The sequence below is a fragment of the Burkholderiales bacterium genome, from assembly GCA_036262035.1.
Lineage (GTDB): Bacteria > Pseudomonadota > Gammaproteobacteria > Burkholderiales > SG8-41 > JAQGMV01.
The window spans coordinates 329,515-346,247 of the sequence record DATAJS010000032.1 but is presented as its reverse complement, the minus strand read 5'-3'; the positions used below and the strand labels follow the sequence as shown (position 1 = coordinate 346,247).

The 16,733-nt window shown below is 67.9% G+C and carries 12 protein-coding genes; all 12 read left to right on the top strand.

Annotated elements, in window-relative coordinates; translation table 11 throughout:
* The first annotated feature begins 6 nt into the window (after nucleotides 1-6).
* Nucleotides 7-1,665 (top strand): SulP family inorganic anion transporter, encoded by a 1,659-nt coding sequence (locus VHP37_33600; protein ID HEX2831311.1) that lies wholly within the window; start codon nucleotides 7-9, stop codon nucleotides 1,663-1,665.
* Nucleotides 1,666-1,785: 120 nt separating this feature from the next.
* Nucleotides 1,786-4,041, top strand: coding sequence for a formate C-acetyltransferase (pflB, locus tag VHP37_33595; GenBank protein ID HEX2831310.1), 2,256 nt, complete (start codon nucleotides 1,786-1,788; stop codon nucleotides 4,039-4,041).
* Between the two features lie 4 nt (nucleotides 4,042-4,045).
* A complete protein-coding gene (gene pflA, locus VHP37_33590) occupies nucleotides 4,046-4,903 on the top strand; it encodes a pyruvate formate-lyase-activating protein (GenBank protein HEX2831309.1) in 858 nt (285 codons plus the stop codon).
* 17 nt (nucleotides 4,904-4,920) lie between these two features.
* Entirely contained in the window at nucleotides 4,921-6,507 is a 1,587-nt protein-coding gene (locus VHP37_33585) for a TrkA C-terminal domain-containing protein (GenBank protein HEX2831308.1), read from the top strand.
* Nucleotides 6,508-6,513: 6 nt separating this feature from the next.
* Nucleotides 6,514-7,008, top strand: a complete 495-nt coding sequence (locus tag VHP37_33580; GenBank protein ID HEX2831307.1) for a CBS domain-containing protein — start codon at nucleotides 6,514-6,516, stop codon at nucleotides 7,006-7,008.
* A 12-nt stretch (nucleotides 7,009-7,020) separates the two neighbouring features.
* Nucleotides 7,021-8,412, top strand: coding sequence for a GntP family permease (locus tag VHP37_33575; GenBank protein HEX2831306.1), 1,392 nt, complete (start codon nucleotides 7,021-7,023; stop codon nucleotides 8,410-8,412).
* Between the two features lie 183 nt (nucleotides 8,413-8,595).
* Nucleotides 8,596-9,378: an enoyl-ACP reductase FabI gene (fabI, locus tag VHP37_33570; protein HEX2831305.1), complete on the top strand. Its 783-nt coding sequence runs from the start codon at nucleotides 8,596-8,598 to the stop codon at nucleotides 9,376-9,378.
* Between the two features lie 9 nt (nucleotides 9,379-9,387).
* On the top strand, nucleotides 9,388-9,645 hold the full coding sequence (locus tag VHP37_33565) for an RNA-binding protein (GenBank protein ID HEX2831304.1): 258 nt from the start codon (nucleotides 9,388-9,390) through the stop codon (nucleotides 9,643-9,645).
* A gap of 12 nt (nucleotides 9,646-9,657) precedes the next feature.
* Nucleotides 9,658-10,692, top strand: coding sequence for a hypothetical protein (locus tag VHP37_33560; GenBank protein ID HEX2831303.1), 1,035 nt, complete (start codon nucleotides 9,658-9,660; stop codon nucleotides 10,690-10,692).
* 50 nt (nucleotides 10,693-10,742) lie between these two features.
* Nucleotides 10,743-12,050: an efflux RND transporter periplasmic adaptor subunit gene (locus VHP37_33555; GenBank protein ID HEX2831302.1), complete on the top strand. Its 1,308-nt coding sequence runs from the start codon at nucleotides 10,743-10,745 to the stop codon at nucleotides 12,048-12,050.
* Between the two features lie 15 nt (nucleotides 12,051-12,065).
* A complete protein-coding gene (locus tag VHP37_33550) occupies nucleotides 12,066-15,302 on the top strand; it encodes a multidrug efflux RND transporter permease subunit (GenBank protein ID HEX2831301.1) in 3,237 nt (1,078 codons plus the stop codon).
* The gene (locus VHP37_33545; protein ID HEX2831300.1) at nucleotides 15,299-16,726 is read left to right on the top strand and encodes an efflux transporter outer membrane subunit; all 1,428 of its coding nucleotides are present in this window, start codon (nucleotides 15,299-15,301) and stop codon (nucleotides 16,724-16,726) included. The genes VHP37_33550 and VHP37_33545 overlap by 4 nt, the downstream gene beginning before the upstream one ends.
* Nucleotides 16,727-16,733 lie beyond the last annotated feature (7 nt).

The following is a 16,733-nucleotide window of genomic DNA, read 5'->3' as shown; positions in this document are numbered from 1 at the left end:
GGCGCCGTGCTGCGCTTCGACGTCGTCGCCGGGCTGACCGCGGCGGCGGTCGTCCTGCCGAAGGCGATGGCGTACGCGACCATCGCCGGGCTGCCGGTGGCGGTGGGTCTCTATACCGCTTTCGTTCCCATGGCGCTGTACGCGCTGCTCGGCTCGTCGCGCGTGCTGTCGGTGAGCTCGACCACGACGATCGCGATCCTCACCGGCACGCAGCTCGCGCTCGTCGCGCCCGGCGGCGATCCCGGCAAGCTGATCGGCGCGACGGCGACGCTGACTCTGCTGGTCGGCGCGATCCTGATCGCCGCGAAATTCCTCAAGCTCGGCTTCGTCGCCAACTTCATCTCGGTGCCGGTGCTGACCGGCTTCAAGGCGGGCATCGGCCTCGTGATCGTGCTCGACCAGGTGCCCAAGCTCCTCGGTATCCACATCGCGAAGGCAGGTTTTTTCAGCGATGCGGTGAGCATCGCGCAGCACGTGCCCGAGACCTCGGCGGCGACGCTCGCGGTGGCCGCGGCGACGTTCGTCGTGCTGATCGGCATGGAGCGGCTGTGGCCGCATTCGCCGGCGCCGCTCGTCGCGGTGGGCGGAGGCATTGCGGCCTCGTGGTTTCTCGCGCTCCCCGCCATGGGCGTGTCCACCGTGGGCTTCATCCCGCAGGGCTTGCCTTCGATCACGCTGCCCGACGTGTCGCTCGCCTGGCAGATGCTGCCGGGCGCGCTCGGCATCGCGCTCATGAGCTTCACCGAGACCATCGCCGCGGGGCGGGCGTTCGGCCGCTCCGACGAGCCGCCCGTCAATGCGGGCCGCGAGCTCCTCGCGACCGGTGCGGCCAACGCCGCGGGCGCGCTGTTCGGGGCGATGCCCGCCGGCGGCGGCACGTCGCAGACTGCGGTGGTGCGCGCGGCGGGCGGACGCACGCAGAACGCTTCGCTCGTGAACGCGGGGGCGGCGCTCGCGACGATGCTGTTCGTGGCGCCGCTGCTCGGGCCGCTGCCGCAGGCGACGCTCGCCGCGATCGTCATCGTGTACTCGGTCGGCCTCATCCGTCCCGACGAGTTCCGCGCGATCCGCGACGTGCGCGCCATGGAGTTCCGCTGGGCGCTCGCCGCGTGCGCGGGCGTGCTCGCGTTCGGAACGCTCGAGGGCATCGTGGTCGCGATCGTGATCTCGACGATCGGCCTCGCGAGCCAGCTCGCCCGTCCGCGCGTGTCGGTCATCGTCAGGAAGCGCGGCGCGGACGTGCTGCGCCCGCTCTCGCCGGAGCATCCCGACGACGAGAGCTTCGAGGGCCTGCTGATCCTGCGTCCCGAGGGCCGGCTGTTCTTCCTCAACGCCGAGTACGTGGCGGAGCAGGTGCGCGCGCTGGTCGCGCAGCACAAGCCGTGCGTGCTCGCGTTCGACATGAGCCGCGTGCACGACATCGAGTACTCGGCGCTGCAGGCGCTCATCGAAGCCGACCGCCGCGCGAGCGAGCGCGGCGCGGCGGTGTGGCTCGCCGCGCTCAATCCCGGCGTGCTCGAGGTCGTGCGGCGCGCCGGCTTCGACCGCCAGCTCGGGCGCGACCGACTGTTCTTCAACGCGCGCGCGGTGATCGAGCGCTATCAGGCGATGCGCGCGCAGGGCGGCGCGATGCCGTCCGAGATCATCCTGCAACCGGTGTCCTGAAAAGCCGGCGCGCCGTCGGATGTCGGAAACGCGACGCCGACCTCTGCGACCAAGGTCCAATTTCTTTGGCCCGGTACTGCGCGGACACTGCCTGCAGCAAACCACCGCCAAGGAGGACGTATGTCAGCCGTACTGCAATCCCCCACCGAGAAATGGGAAATCGCATGGCGCGGCTTCGCGCCCGGCACGTGGCAGCACCGCGTCAACGTGCGCGACTTCATCCAGCGCAACTACACCCCGTACGAAGGCGACGACGCTTTCCTCGCACCACCCACCGACCGCACGCGCGCAATATGGGCCCGGCTCGGGCCGCTGCTCGCCAGGGAGCGCGAGAAAGGCGTGCTCGACGTCTCGCAGGTGCCGTCGGGCATAACCGCACACGGTCCCGGCTACATCGACAAGGACAACGAGATCATCGTCGGGCTGCAGACCGACGCGCCGCTGAAGCGCGCGATCATGCCGTTCGGCGGCTGGCGCGTGGTCGCGACGAGCCTGGAGTCGTACGGCTACAAGCCCGACCCCCAGCTCGAGGAGATCTTCACCAAGTACCGCAAGACTCACAACGACGGGGTGTTCGACGTCTACACGCCCGAGATCCGCAGGGCGCGCTCGTCGCACGTCGTGACCGGCCTGCCCGACGCCTACGGCCGCGGCCGCATCATCGGCGACTACCGCCGCGTCGCGCTGTACGGCATCGATTTCCTCGTCGCCGACAAGGAGCGCGAGAAGCGCGAGCTCGACGAGCGGCACTCGACCGAGGACGTCATACGCCTGCGCGAGGAGCTCTCCGAGCAGATCCGGTCGCTCAGGGAGCTCAAGCAGATGGGGTCGAACTACGGCTACGACATTTCGGGGCCGGCGACCAACGCGCGCGAGGCGGTGCAGTGGACGTATTTCGCGTACCTCGCGGCGATCAAGCAGCAGAACGGCGCAGCGATGTCCGCCGGCCGTCTCTCCACGTTCTGGGACATCTACTTCGAGCGCGACCTTTCGGAAGGCCGGCTCACCGAGACCCAGGCGCAGGAGATCATCGACGATCTCGTCATCAAATGGCGCATCGTGCGCTTCCTGCGCGCGCCGGAATACAACCAGCTCTTCTCGGGCGACCCGGTATGGGTGACCGAGACGCTGGGCGGCATGGGCGAGGACGGCCGCACGCTGGTCACCAGGAGCGCGTTTCGGATGCTGCACACGCTGTACAACCTCGGCCCGGCGCCCGAGCCCAACCTGACCGTATTCTGGTCGCCCCGGCTGCCCGAGGGCTTCAAGCGTTTCGCGGTCAAGACCTCGGTCGACACCAGCGCGATCCAGTACGAGTCGGACGACCTGATGCGGCCGAAGTGGGGCGACGACTGCGCGATCGCGTGCTGCGTGTCCGCCATGCGCATCGGCAAGCAGATGCAGTTCTTCGGCGCACGCGTGAACCTGCCCAAGACATTGCTGTACGCGCTCAACGGCGGGCGTGACGAGCTCAGCGGACAGCAGGTCGGACCGAAGCTCGCGCCGGTCGGCGGTGACGTGCTCGATTACGACGAGGTGATGGACCGCCTCGATCCGATGCTCGACTGGCTCGCCAAGGTCTACGTCAACGCGCTCAACTGCATCCATTACATGCACGACAAGTATTGCTACGAGGCGATCGAGATGGCGCTGCACGACCGCGACATCCTGCGCACCATGGCGTGCGGTATCGCGGGTCTCTCGCACGCGGCGGACAGCCTGTCGGCGATCAAGTACGCCAAAGTAAAACCCATACGCGACGAGCGCGGGCTCATGGTCGACTTCGAGATCGAGGGCGATTTCCCGTGCTACGGCAACAACGAGGCGCGCGCGGACGAGATCGCGACCATGCTGGTCTCGACGATGATGAACAAGATCCGCCTGTACCCGACCTACCGGGACGCGGTCCACACCCAGTCGGTGCTGACCATCACGTCGAACGTGGTCTACGGCAAGGGCACCGGCAACACGCCGGACGGCCGCAGACGCGGCGAGCCCTTCTCGCCGGGCGCGAATCCCTCGAACGGCCGCGACACCCACGGCGCGCTCGCCGCGCTCATGTCGGTCGCCAAGATCCCGTACGACGACGCCGAGGACGGCATCTCGCTCACGATCTCGGTCGTGCCGGCGGCGCTGGGCAGCCAGGAAGACCAGCTCCAGCGGGGCGTGGGCGCGCTCGACGCCTACTTCGGCACCGGCGGCTTCCACGTCAACGTCAACGTGCTCAACCGCGAGACGCTGCAGGACGCGATGAAGAACCCGGACAAGTATCCGCAGCTCACGATCCGGGTGTCGGGCTACGCCGTGAACTTCGTGAAGCTCACCAGGGAGCAGCAGCTCGACGTCATCAACCGCACCTTCCACGGACGCATGTAGGGCCATGGCTCAGGCAATCGCGCCCAGCCGCTGGGACTTGCACGTCACCAGGAGCGGCGCGGCGGAGAACCGCAAGGCGGCCGACTACTATGCGATCCATCCCTCGGACGTCGCCGATTTCGAGTACGGCGACGAGCTGACGGGCTACGTGCACTCGTGGGAGGTCGGCAGCACGGTGGACGGCCCGGGGCTGCGCTTCGTCGCTTTCCTCACCGGGTGTCTGCTGCGCTGTCAGTACTGTCACAACCCCGATACCTGGCACAAGCACAACGGCACGCCGGTCACGGTGAGCCGCGCGATGAAGCGCATCGGCCAGTTCGCGAACGTGCTCAAGCTCTCGGGCGGCGGCATCACGATCTCCGGCGGCGAGCCGCAGCTCCAGCACGATTTCGTCGTGCAGATCTACCAGCGCTGCAAGGCGCTGGGGCTGCACACCTGCATGGACACCTCGGGACGGCTCGGCGAGAAGTTCACCGACGAAGATCTCTCGTTCATCGACCTGCATCTGCTCGACATCAAGTCGGGCGATCCCGCGGTCTACGAGAAGGTGACCCGCCAGCCGCTCAAGCCCACGGTCGATTACGCGAAGCGGCTGTCGGCGCTGGGGCGCCCGCTGTGGCTGCGCTACGTGCTCGTGCCGGGGCTCACCGACGGTTACGACAACGTCGAGAAGGTCGCCGACATCGCCGCCGGATTGAAGTCGCTCGAGCGCGTCGAGATCCTGCGCTTTCATCAGATGGGCAAGGACAAGTGGCACAAGCTCGGGCTCGAGTATCCGCTGGAAAACACCGAGCCGCCGGATCGCGAGCTCTCCGAGCGCGTGCGCGGGCAGTTCCGCAGCCGAGGGCTGACCGTCTACTAGAACGAGAAGGAGGACGTATGGAGTTCTTCCAAACGCTGCTCGAGCAGCAGCCCATGCTGGCGCTGTTCTTCACGATCGCGGTCGGCTATCTCGTCGGCGAGATCAACATCAAGGGGTTCTCGCTGGGCGTCGGCGCGGTGCTCTTCGTCGCGATCGCGGTGGGCTGGTTCGCGCCCAAGTCGGCGCCGGCGCCGATGATCGGAACGCTGGGGCTCGCGCTCTTTCTCTATACGGTCGGCGTGCAGTACGGCAAGCAGTTCTTCGTGGGCCTGACGAGCCGCGACGGCGCGCGCGCGAACGTGATGGCCGTGTGCGGCGTGCTGCTCGCCGGGTTCGTGTGCATCGCGTTCGTGAAGTGGTTCGGGATCTCCGAAGGGATCGCCTACGGGCTGTTCGCCGGATCGGGCACCAGCACCGCGACGCTGCAGGCGGCGCTGACCGCGATCGGCAACAAGGATCCGGCCGTCGGCTACTCGGTCTCGTATCCGTTCGGCGTCGCGGGGCCGATCCTGTTCCTGTACGTGGTGTACCTCGTGATGAAGCCCAGGTTCGAGACGACCTCGACCGGCCTCGAGCTGCACGAGATCGAGGTGCACAACCCCGAGTTCATCGGCAAGACCGTCGGCGAGAGCATGCAGGCGCTGCCGGTCGGCATCCAGATCGTCGCTTTGCGCCGCGCGCATCACAATCAGCCGGCGTACGCCAACTCGGTGATCGAGGAAGACGACGTGCTGCTCGCGGCCTCGCCGAGCAAGAAGGCGCTCGCGCTCGCGGCCGAGACGATAGGGCGCGCGGCGCAGGGCCGGTTCTCGAAGGACCGCGGCGATCTCGATTACCTGCGCGTGTTCGCGTCCAGGCCGACGGTGGTGGGACGCCCGCTCTCCGAGCTCCAGCTCCCGGGCGGCAAGGACACGGTCGTCCTGCACGTGCGGCGCGGCGACGCCGACATGCTCCCGACGCCGGACCTGATCCTCGAGTTCGGCGACCGCGTCGGCCTGTTGTCCAACCGCGCGGCGCACTTCCCCGCGCTTCGCAAGTACTTCGGCGACTCGATCAAAGGCACCGCAGAGGTCAGTTATATCTCAGTCGGCCTCGGCATGGCGCTCGGCTTCGCGCTCGGCGCGATCACCATCCCGCTGCCCGGCATCGGCAAGCTCGCGATCGGCATCATCGGCGTGCTGCTGGTCGCGCTGGTCCTCGGCAGGATCGGGCGCACCGGCGGCATCAACTGGACCATGCCGCTGTCGGCGAACAAGGTGCTGTTCAACCTGGGCCTCACGCTGTTCCTCGCCAACGCCGGCATGTCCTCGGGAACCGCGGTGGTTCAGACAGTCGCCCAGACCGGGTTCCTGATGCTCGGACTCGGCGCCCTGGTGCTGTGCGCGCTCGTGCTGCCGGTGCTGATCCTGGGCTTTCTCGTGTTCAGGATGCCGTACGACCAGGTGGCGGGCATTCTCGCCGGCACCACCGGCAATCCCGCGATCCTCGCCTACGGCAACAAGCTCGCGCCCACCGACCGGCCCGACGTCGGCTACGCGATGATCTTCCCGAGCATGACGATCCTGAAGATCCTGTTCGTCAACGTCGCCGCCGCGCTGGTCTGAGCGGCCATGGAGATTCCGCTCAGATCGCTCGAGCAGCTTGCGCCGTTCGCGACGGCCGGCGAGCTGGTGGCGAAAAGGCGCGAGCCGCTCATCTTCGTCGCGCCGCAGGCGAGCGTGCTCGACGCGCTGCAGCTCATGGCCGATAAACACATCGGCTTTCTCGTCGTGCTGGAAAACGGCAAGCTCGCCGGCGTGGTGTCCGAGCGCGACTTCGCGCGCCGCGTGCTGCTCGCCCGCCTGGCGCCTGCCGAGGTGACCGTGCGCGAGATCATGGCCACCCGCGTACATACGGTACCGCCGGCAAGTCGCATCCCGGAGTGCATCGCGGTCATGCACCAGCACGGCGTGCGCCACCTTCCGGTCGCGGTCGACAACCGCGTGGCAGGCGTGCTCTCGGTGCGCGACCTCATGGGCTCGCTGATCGAGCGGCACGAACGCCTGCTGCGGCGCCTCCAGGAAGAGCGTCTCACGCTCCTTTTTCCCGATCCGAGCAGCTACTAGGAGGCCGCGCCCATGAGCCTGCTCGTCGTCGTCCTCGCGCTCGCGCTGCTGATGTACGTGGCCTATCGCGGGCTGTCGGTGATCCTCTTCGCGCCGCTGTGCGCGCTGCTCGCGGTGGTGCTCACCGAGCCGTCGTTCGTCCTGCCGATGATGAGCGGCGTCTTCATGGACAAGCTCGCGGGCTTCGTCAAATCGTACCTGCCGGTGTTCCTGCTCGGAGCCACTTTCGGCAAGGTCATCGAGCTCTCGGGATTCTCCAAGTCGATCGTCTCGGCGGTGATCGCGCTGGTCGGCAAGGAGCGCACGATGCTCTCCATCGTGCTGGTGTGTGCGCTCCTCACCTACGGCGGGGTGTCGCTGTTCGTCGTGGTGTTCGCGGTCTATCCGTTCGCGGCCGAGATGTTCAGGCAGGGCGGCATCCCGAAGCGCCTCATCCCCGGCACCATCGCGCTGGGCGCGTTCACCTTCACCATGGACGCGCTGCCCGGCAGCCCGCAGATCCAGAACATCATCCCGACGACGTTCTTCAAGACCGACACCTGGGCCGCGCCGTGGCTCGGCGTGATCAGCGCGGTGTTCATCCTCGTCACCGGGCTCCTGTATCTCGAGTGGCGGCGGCGCACCGCCGCCGCGGCCGGCGAAGGCTACGGCACCCACCTCGTCAACGAGCCCGAGCCTTACACCGAGGAGAAGCTGCCGAATCCCTGGATCGCGATCTCGCCGCTCCTCATCGTCGGGGTGATGAACAAGGTGTTCACCACGCTGATCCCGCAGCTCTACGGCAAGACGCACGCGACCGAGCTGCCGGGGCTCGCCAAGCCGCTCACGACGCAGATCGATTCGGTGGCGGCGATCTGGGCGGTGGAAGGCGCGCTCCTGCTGGGCATCGTCACCGTGGTCGTGCTGGCGTGGAAGCCGGTGAGCGAGCGCTTCGCCGAAGGCACCAAGACCGCCGTCGCGGGATCGCTGCTCGCGGCGACCAACACCGCCGCCGAATACGGCTTCGGCGGAGTCATCGCGGCCCTGCCCGGGTTCCTCCTCATCGCGGACGGGCTGAAAGCGATCCCCGGCGTGCTGGTCAACGAGGCGGTGACGGTCACCGCGCTGGCCGGCATCACCGGGTCGGCCTCGGGCGGTCTGTCCATCGCGCTCGCGGCGATGTCGGACAGCTTCGTGGCCGGGGCGAACGCCGCCGGGATCCCGCTCGAGGTGCTGCACCGGATCGCGTCGATGGCGAGCGGCGGCATGGATACCCTGCCGCACAACGGCGCGGTCATCACGCTGCTCGCGGTGACCGGGCTCACCCACAAGGTCGCCTACGGCGACATCTTCGTCATCACCCTGATCAAGACGGCGGCGGTGTTCGTCGCGATCGCGGTGTTCTACACCACCGGGATCTATTGACCGCGCAGGTGTCATTGCGAGGCGCGGTAGCGACGAAGCAATCCCGTGACGCACGGAGCGGACGCTCCGAGATCGCCACGGCGCCTGCGGCGCCTCGCGATGACACCCCTTGGACCAAGGTCCAATCGACGTGCCCGAAGGCGGCGGAGAGACTGTCTCGAGGCCAATCACCCGGGCACCGCCATGGAACTCCCGCGTCCGATATTGAAAGGCGCCAAGGCGCTCGTCGTCGGCATCGCCAACCAGAGCTCGATCGCCTACGGCTGCGCCAGCGCGTTCCGCACCCTCGGTGCCGATCTGTGCGTCACGTACCTGAACGAAAAGTCGAAACAGTACGTAGAACCGATCGCGACCGAGCTCGAGGTCGCCGAACGGCTCTTCATGCCGCTCGACGTCACCCGGCCCGGCGAGATGGAAGCGGTGTTCGATCGCATCAGGAGCGAGTGGGGCAAGCTCGACATCCTCGTGCACTCGCTCGCGTTCGCGCCCAGGGAAGACCTGCAGGGCGGCCTGCTCAACTGCTCGGCCGAGGGATTCGGGATCGCGATGGACATCTCGACCCATTCGTTCGTGCGCATGGCGAAGCTCGCGGCGCCGCTGATGACCGACGGCGGCGCGATGCTCGCGATGAGCTACTACGGCGCGAACAAGGTGGTGAACAACTACAACGTGATGGGTCCGGTGAAGGCGGCGCTCGAAGCGTGCTGCCGCTATCTCGCGTACGAGCTCGGACCGCAAGGCATCCGCGTGCACGCGATCTCGCCCGGACCGCTCAAGACGCGGGCCGCCTCGGGACTCAAGGACTTCGAGCTGCTGCTCAACGAAGCCGCGCAGCGCGCTCCGCTCGGCGAGCTCGTCGACATCATGGACGTCGGCTACACCTGCGCGTTCCTCGCCACGCCGCTCGCGAAGCGCCTGACGGGCGAGACGCTGTACGTCGACGGCGGCGTCAACATCATGGCTTGAGGGGGGAACATGGCCCGGCTCTGGATAGGCAACATCGCACCCGAAACCTCCGACGACGAAGTGAAGGCCCTGCTCGTCAAGTACGGCTTCCCCGAATACGACGGCATCGAGCGCGTGGCCGGCGACGGCACCCGTCCGGCGGTGATGGTGACTTTCGCCGGCGCCGACGCGCCGACGCTCGAGAAGTTTCAGGCGCGCATGCAGAACCTGTTCTGGAAGGATCGACGCCTGAACGTGAGCGTGATGTCCGAGTCGCGCTGGTCCTAGGAAGCGCGAGCGATGGGCGTACTCGACTGGCTTCGCCGCGACCGTTCGGGGATGTCGCGAAGCGACGAGGCGCGCGCCGCCGAGAGCATCGAGCGCGTCATCCAGCTCACGAACCCGCGCCTGCGCTTTGCGCGGCGCTACCGCGCGCGCCTCATGCCGGCGGTCCATCTCGCGATCGATTACGCACGCACGCTCGTCGCGGACGTTCCGCCCGCGCGCGACGCGAGCCGCGCCGGCTGGGTGGCGGACCACGCGATGCGCGCGTTCTTCGCCGCGCCCGAAGAGATCGGGCCCGCGTTCAGCCGTTCGCCGGAGCTGCGCGCGTGGTTCGCTTCGAACCCGGGCGCGGACGCCGCGCACGCGGTGCTCAGCATGCAGCTCGTCGAGCGCCGCGTCCTCAATGTCGCGGTCGAAGGCGGCATTCTGAAGCGCGATGTGCCTCAGACCACGGTGAGCTTCAGCGATCACCGCGCACGGATCTGCGCCGGCTCGGAACCCGACCTGCGGCAGGTGATCCAGTGGCGCATCGTGGACCAGCTCGCGCTGCTGGGCATCGGCCTCGCCGCGGAGGACCAGGGCAAGCGCGCCGTTCTCGAGCAGGAGAGGGCGCTCCTGAAGATGCGTGTGAAGCTTCTGGAAGCGCAGGGCGCCGGACTCACCGCGCTCGGTGCGCGCCCACCGGCGACCGGCGCGGACCTCGCGAGATCGTACGCCGACCTCGCGGTGAACGAGGCCAATCTGAAGAGCATCGCCGCCGGTCCCGAGGCGCTCGACTACCAGCTCGAGCGCCTGCGCGACGTGCTCGCCAATCCGCAGGTGCATTTCTTCGTCACGAAGAAGCACATCCGGCTCGACCGCATGAACATCCTCCAGCGGGAGGACGACGCGGCTTTCGAGCCGCTCGAGCTGCAGGTCGCGCGCGTGCCGATGCCCGAGGGGGCGCCCGAGCTGCGCACGTTCGTGCTCGCGCGCTTCGGCCGTTCGGACCTCCTGCCGCCGGGTGCGCTGCTGGCCGACGCGGCGCGCGTGCTGAGCCTCGATCGCTAGCTTCCCTTTCCCTTCGACGCATGAGAAACCAGACCGCACTGGGCCACGCCATGAGATCACTCACTACGATCGCCCCGCTCGCGGCGGCGGCCGCGCTGCTCGCCGCGTGCGGCGGCAAGCCCGAAGCGCCTCCGCCGCGGGTCACCGACGTCACCGCGATGACCGTCAGCGCCCGCGACGTGCCGGTCGACCTGGAGTTCGTCGCGCAGACGCGCAGCACGCGCGAGGTCGAGATCCGCGCGCGCGTCGAAGGCTTTCTCGAGAAGCGCACTTACAAGGAAGGCGACATGGTGAAGCCGGGCCAGGTGCTCTTCCAGATGGACCGCAAGCCTTTCGAGGCGGCGCTGCAGTCGGCGCGCGGCCAGCTCGCGCAGCAGCAGGCGAGGCTGGAAGTGGCGAAAGCCAACCTCGCGCGCATCCGTCCGCTCGCCGCGGAGAACGCGGTCAGCAAGAAGGACCTCGACGACGCCGTCGGCGCCGAGCAGGCGGCCCAGGCCGCGGTCATGTCCGCGCAGGGCCAGGTCGACAACGCGCGCATCAACCTCGGCTACACGACGATCGCCTCGCCGCTGTCGGGCTTGTCGAGCTACGCGCGCAAGCAGGACGGCAGCTACGTCACGCCGGGGCCCGAAGGGCTGCTCACCACCGTGTCGGCGCTGAATCCGATGGAGGTGAACTTCAGCGTCTCCGAGAACGAGATCCTGCGCTGGCGCGAGGAGATCGGCGCGGGCAAGCTGAAATTCCCGCCCAACAACGCGTTCGAAGTCGAGGTGACGCTGGCCGACGGCTCGGTCTATCCGCACAAGGGCCGCATCACCTTCATCGATCCGTCGTTCAACCCGCAGACCGGCACCTTCCTCGTGCGCGCCGAGGTGTCGAATCCCAACGGCATCCTGAAGCCCGGCCAGTTCGTGCGCGCCAAAGGCCGCGGCGCGATGCGGCCGAACGCCATCGTGGTGCCGCAGCGCGCGGTGCTGCAGGGCGCGAAGAGCCACTTCGTGTGGGTCATCGACAAGGAAGGCAAGGCCGAGCAGCGCGTGGTGCAGGCGGGGCAGTGGACCGGCGACGAATGGTTCGTCACCAACGGTCTTGCGCCCGGCGAGCGCATCGTCGTCGACGGCGCGATCCGCGTGAGCCAGGGCGCGCCGCTGAAGATCGGAACGGCCGCGCCCGCCGCGCCGCCCAAGGCCGGAGAGACCGCGCCGCCCGACGGAAAACCCGCGGCGCAATCGACGCCGCCCGCCGCCAGACCCGCGGCGGGACCCACGACGCAGCAGGACAGGCAGCAGAGGGTGGCGCTGCGCATGTCGGTCGAGCTCTCCCTGTCGCGCGAAATGCACGCGGCGAACGCCAACTAGAAGAGAGCGCCTGCGATGAGCATCTCCCACTACTGCATCGACCGGCCGATCTTCGCGTCCGTCATCTCGATCATCATCACGCTGGCGGGCGCGGTGGCGATGTTCAACCTGCCGATCGCGCAGTATCCGGACATCACGCCGCCGCAGATCACGGTGAGCGCGACCTACCCCGGCGCCAACGCCGACGTCGTCACGAACAACGTGGCGGCGCCGATCGAGCAGCAGGTCAACGGCGCCGACCGCATGATCTACATGAACTCGTCGAGCTCTTCGACCGGCGCGATGACGCTCAACGTGTTCTTCGAGATCGGCACCAATCCCGAGCTCGCGCAGGTCGACGTGCAGAACCGCGTCAACCTCGCGATGCCGCAGCTTCCGCAGTCGGTGCAGGCGCAGGGCGTGCAGGTCCAGAAGAAATCGTCGGCGTTCATGATGGTGATCGCGGTGTATTCGCCCGAGAACCGTTACGACGAGACCTACATCGCGAACTACACCAACGTGTTCGTGCTCGACGCACTGAAGCGCATCCCGGGCGCGAACCAGACCGCGATCTTCGGCACGCCCGATTACGCGATGCGCATCTGGCTCAAGCCCGACCGCATGGCCTCGCTCGGCATCACCGCGGCCGACGTGCAGAAAGCGGTGGCCGCGCAGAACGAGCAGTATGCCGTGGGTCGCCTCGGGCAGTCGCCGACCGGCAAGGCGGTGGAGCAGTCGTTCCCGGTCACCACCAAGGGGCGCCTCACCGAGCCCGCGGAGTTCGAGAACATCATCCTGCGCGCGGCGAGCGGCGGGGCGTCGATCGTGCGTCTGAAAGACGTCGGCCGCGCCGAGCTGGGGCAGAAGGATTACTCGCTGCGCGGCACCTACCAGGGCAAGCCCGCGACGCTGCTCGCGGTCTACCAGCAGCCGGGCGCCAACGCGCTCGACGTCGCGACCCAGGTGACCAAAACGCTCGCCGAGCTCAAGAAGTCCTTCCCCGAAGGCATCGAGTACCGGGTCGTGATGGATACGACCAAGTTCACCAAGGCGTCGATCGAAGGCGTCGTGCACACCTTCTTCGAGGCGGTGGTGCTGGTCGTGCTGGTGGTGTATCTCTTCCTGCAGTCGTTCCGCGCGACGCTCATCCCGGTCATCGCGGTGCCGATCTCGATCATCGGCACCTTCGTCGGCATGACGCTGCTCGGGTTCTCGATCAACATGCTGACGCTCTTCGGCATGATCCTCGCCATCGGCATCGTCGTGGACGACGCGATCGTGGTGATCGAGAACGTCGAGCGCAACATGCACGTCTACCACCTCGATCCGGTGACCGCGGCCAAGCGCGCGATGGACGAGGTCGCGGGCCCGGTCGTCGCCATCGTGCTCGTGCTGTGCGCGGTGTTCGTCCCGGTCGCGTTCATCAGCGGCATCACCGGGCAGCTCTACAAGCAGTTCGCGATCACGATCGCGATCTCGGTGGTGATCTCGGGCATCGTCGCGCTGACGCTGTCGCCCGCCCTCGCGGCCATCCTGCTCAAGCCGGCGCACGGCGAGAAGAACCGGTTCTTCCGCTGGTTCGAGGCGTCGTTCGCGCGCATGACCGAAGGCTATTCGGCGGGTGCTGCGTTCGCGATCAGGCGCTCGCTCATCGCCTTGCTGCTTTTTGCCGGCATGATCGCGATCACCGTGCAGCTCATGCGCACGATCCCGACGTCGTTCCTGCCGCCGGAGGACCAGGGCTACCTGCTCGGCGCGGTCATGCTGCCGGACGCGGCGAGCCTCGACCGCACCGCGGCGCTGTCGAAGAACGCGACCGATTACTTCATGAAGGACCCGGCGGTCGAGGGCATCGCGGTCGTCAACGGCTACAGCCTGCTCGACGTGCAGAACAAGAACAACGCGGGCGCGTTCTTCGTGGGCTTCAAGGATTTCGAGGAGCGCTACCACGGCGACAACATCAAGACCCAGAACGCGCCTGCGGTGCTGCGCAAGGCCGCCGCGGAGTTCTCGAAGCTGCGCGAAGGGATCATCGTCCCGGTGAATCCGCCGTCGATCCCCGGCCTCGGCACCACCGGCGGCATGGAGCTGTGGATACAGAGCAAAGGCGAGGGCACGATCGCGCAGCTCGCCGAGGTGACCCGCGAATACGTCGCCAGGGCGCGGCAGCGGCCGGAGTTCTCGGGCATCACCACGACGTTCAACGCGGCTTCGCAGCAGCTCCAGGCCGACGTGGACCGCGAGAAAGCCGAGACGCTGGGCGTGCCGGTCGAGGACGTGTACAACACCATGCAGACGATGTTCGGCTCGCTGTACGTCTCGCAGTTCAACAAGTTCAGCCGGCTGTGGCAGGTGATCGTGCAGGCCGAGCCGTCGTATCGCCTGACGCCGGAAGACCTCGAGCGCGTGTACGTGCGCAGCAAGACCGGTGCGATGATTCCGCTGAAATCGGTGGTGAGGACGAAGTACGTGACGGGCCCGGACCTCGTCACGCGCTTCAACAACTTCCCGGCGGTGAAGATCACCGCGCAGCCGGGCGCGGGGTACAGCTCGGGACAGGCGATCGAGACCCTGGAGAAGGTGGCCGCGGAATCGCTGCCCGCCGGCTACGGCATCGCCTGGCAGGGCGAGGCGTTCGAGGAGAAGAACGCCGGAAGCTCTTCGGCGCTGGTCTTCGTGTTCGGCCTCGTCATGGTCTTCCTCATCCTGGCGGGCCAGTACGAGAAATGGTCGCTGCCGCTCGGCGTGCTGACCGCGGTGCCGTTCGCGATCTTCGGCGCGCTGCTCGGCATCCTGCTGCGCGGGCTGAACAACGACATCTACTTCCAGATCGGTCTCACGACCCTGGTCGGTCTCGCGGCGAAGAACGCGATCCTGATCTTCGAGTTCGCGGTCATCAACCGCGAAGCGGGGCAGAGCCCGTACGAGGCCGCGATGACCGCGGCCAAGGAACGGCTGCGGCCGATCGTGATGACCTCGCTCGCATTCATCCTAGGCTGCGTGCCGCTCGCGATCGCCACCGGCGCGGCGCAGAACAGCCGGCACTCGATCGGCACCGGCGTCATCGGCGGGATGCTCGGCGCGACGGTGATCGCGGTGTTCTTCATCCCCATGTTCTATTACGTGATCGAGTCGTTCTCGTCGCGCTTCGGCGGCAAGAAGCGCGCGCCCGAGGCGCCGCCGGAGTACGCGCACGACGACGGGCAAGCCATGCCGGGCGGCGGCGGTGTCGCGCTGGATGCACCGCACTCGAAGCGCGAGGACCGCGCATGAGCGCCGTGCTGAACAAGGCCCTCGCCGCGTGCCTCCTGGCCGTGGGGATATCGGGCTGCATGCTCGGCCCGAACTACAAGCGGCCCGAGGTGCAGGCGCCGCAGAGCTTCAGGTTCGCCGAAGGCGAAGCCAGGGACCTCGCGAACACCGCGTGGTGGGAGCAGTTCAACGATCCGGCGCTGAACGAGCTCATCCGGACCGCGCTCGCCGAGAACAAGGACGTGAAGATCGCCGCCGCGCGCGTCGAGGAGTTCATGGGGCGCTTCGCGACCACGCGCTCGCAGCTCTTCCCGCAGATCTTCGGCAACGCGTCGGCCACGCGCGAGCAGCTGAGCCGGCGCAGCGGCGTGGGGCAGCTGCCCGGCGTCGATCCGAAAGCGACGATCTACGACGTGAACCTCTCCGCCGCGTGGGAGATCGACGTCTGGGGACGGGTGCGCCGGCTGACCGAGGCGGCGCGCGCCGACCTGCTCGCGAGCGAGGAAGGCCGCCGCGCGACCATACTCACGCTGGTCGCATCGGTCGCGACCGGTTACGTGAGCCTGCTCGACCTCGACCAGCGGCTCGCCACGGTGCGCGCCACCTCGACCAGCCGCGGCGAATCGCTGCGCCTGTTCGACCTGCGCTTCAGGAACGGCGTCATCTCCGAGCTCGAGCTCGCGCAGAACCGCTCCGAATACGAGGACGCGCTGGCGCGCATCCCGCCGATCGAGAGCGCGATCGCGCAGCAGGAGAACGCGCTGTCGGTGCTGCTCGGACGCAACCCCGGTCCGATCGCGCGCGGCACGCCGCTGGGCGCGCTGCCGCTGCCGGGCGTGCCCTCGGGCCTGCCGTCCGACCTGCTCGAACGCCGTCCCGACCTGCGCCAGGCGGAGCAGGAGCTCATCGCCGCCAACGCGCGCATCGGCGCGGCGCGCGCGCTGTATTTCCCGACGATCTCGCTGACCGGAATCTTCGGCAGCGTCAGCGGCCAGCTCTCCAACCTCTTCAGCGGCTCGTCGAAGGCATGGTCCTACACCGGCGGCGCAACGGTGCCGATCTTCACCGCCGGCGGCATCGCGGGGGTGGTCAAGCAGTCCGAGGCGCAGCAGCAGCAGGCGCTCCTCGGCTACCAGAAGACGATCCAGACTTCGTTCCGCGAAGTGGAAGACGCTCTCGTATCGCACCAGAAAGTCCGCGAGCAGCTGGCCGCGCAGGCGCGGCAGGTGGATTCGCTGCGGCGCTACGCGCGGCTCGCGAGGCTGCGCTACGAGGGCGGCTTCACCAGCTACATCGAGGTGCTGGACGCCGAGCGCACGCTGTTCGACGTCGAGCTCGGCTACGTCCAAACCCAGGGGTCGGTGTTCGCGTCGCTGATCGACCTGTACAAAGCGATGGGCGGCGGCTGGGTCGTCACCGCCGAGCGCCTCACTTCCGCCCGATAACAACGCC

Excerpts from the sequence above, each read along its gene's own strand:
- VHP37_33545 (HEX2831300.1), top strand. The coding sequence starts at position 15,299 with ATGAGCGCCGTGCTGAACAAGGCCCTCGCCGCGTGCCTCCTGGCCGTG.
- VHP37_33585 (HEX2831308.1), top strand. The coding sequence starts at position 4,921 with ATGGAGTTCTTCCAAACGCTGCTCGAGCAGCAGCCCATGCTGGCGCTG.
- pflB (HEX2831310.1), top strand. The coding sequence starts at position 1,786 with ATGTCAGCCGTACTGCAATCCCCCACCGAGAAATGGGAAATCGCATGG.
- fabI (HEX2831305.1), top strand. The coding sequence starts at position 8,596 with ATGGAACTCCCGCGTCCGATATTGAAAGGCGCCAAGGCGCTCGTCGTC.
- pflA (HEX2831309.1), top strand. The coding sequence starts at position 4,046 with ATGGCTCAGGCAATCGCGCCCAGCCGCTGGGACTTGCACGTCACCAGG.
- VHP37_33560 (HEX2831303.1), top strand. The coding sequence starts at position 9,658 with ATGGGCGTACTCGACTGGCTTCGCCGCGACCGTTCGGGGATGTCGCGA.
- VHP37_33555 (HEX2831302.1), top strand. The coding sequence starts at position 10,743 with ATGAGATCACTCACTACGATCGCCCCGCTCGCGGCGGCGGCCGCGCTG.
- VHP37_33565 (HEX2831304.1), top strand. The coding sequence starts at position 9,388 with ATGGCCCGGCTCTGGATAGGCAACATCGCACCCGAAACCTCCGACGAC.
- VHP37_33575 (HEX2831306.1), top strand. The coding sequence starts at position 7,021 with ATGAGCCTGCTCGTCGTCGTCCTCGCGCTCGCGCTGCTGATGTACGTG.
- VHP37_33580 (HEX2831307.1), top strand. The coding sequence starts at position 6,514 with ATGGAGATTCCGCTCAGATCGCTCGAGCAGCTTGCGCCGTTCGCGACG.
- VHP37_33550 (HEX2831301.1), top strand. The coding sequence starts at position 12,066 with ATGAGCATCTCCCACTACTGCATCGACCGGCCGATCTTCGCGTCCGTC.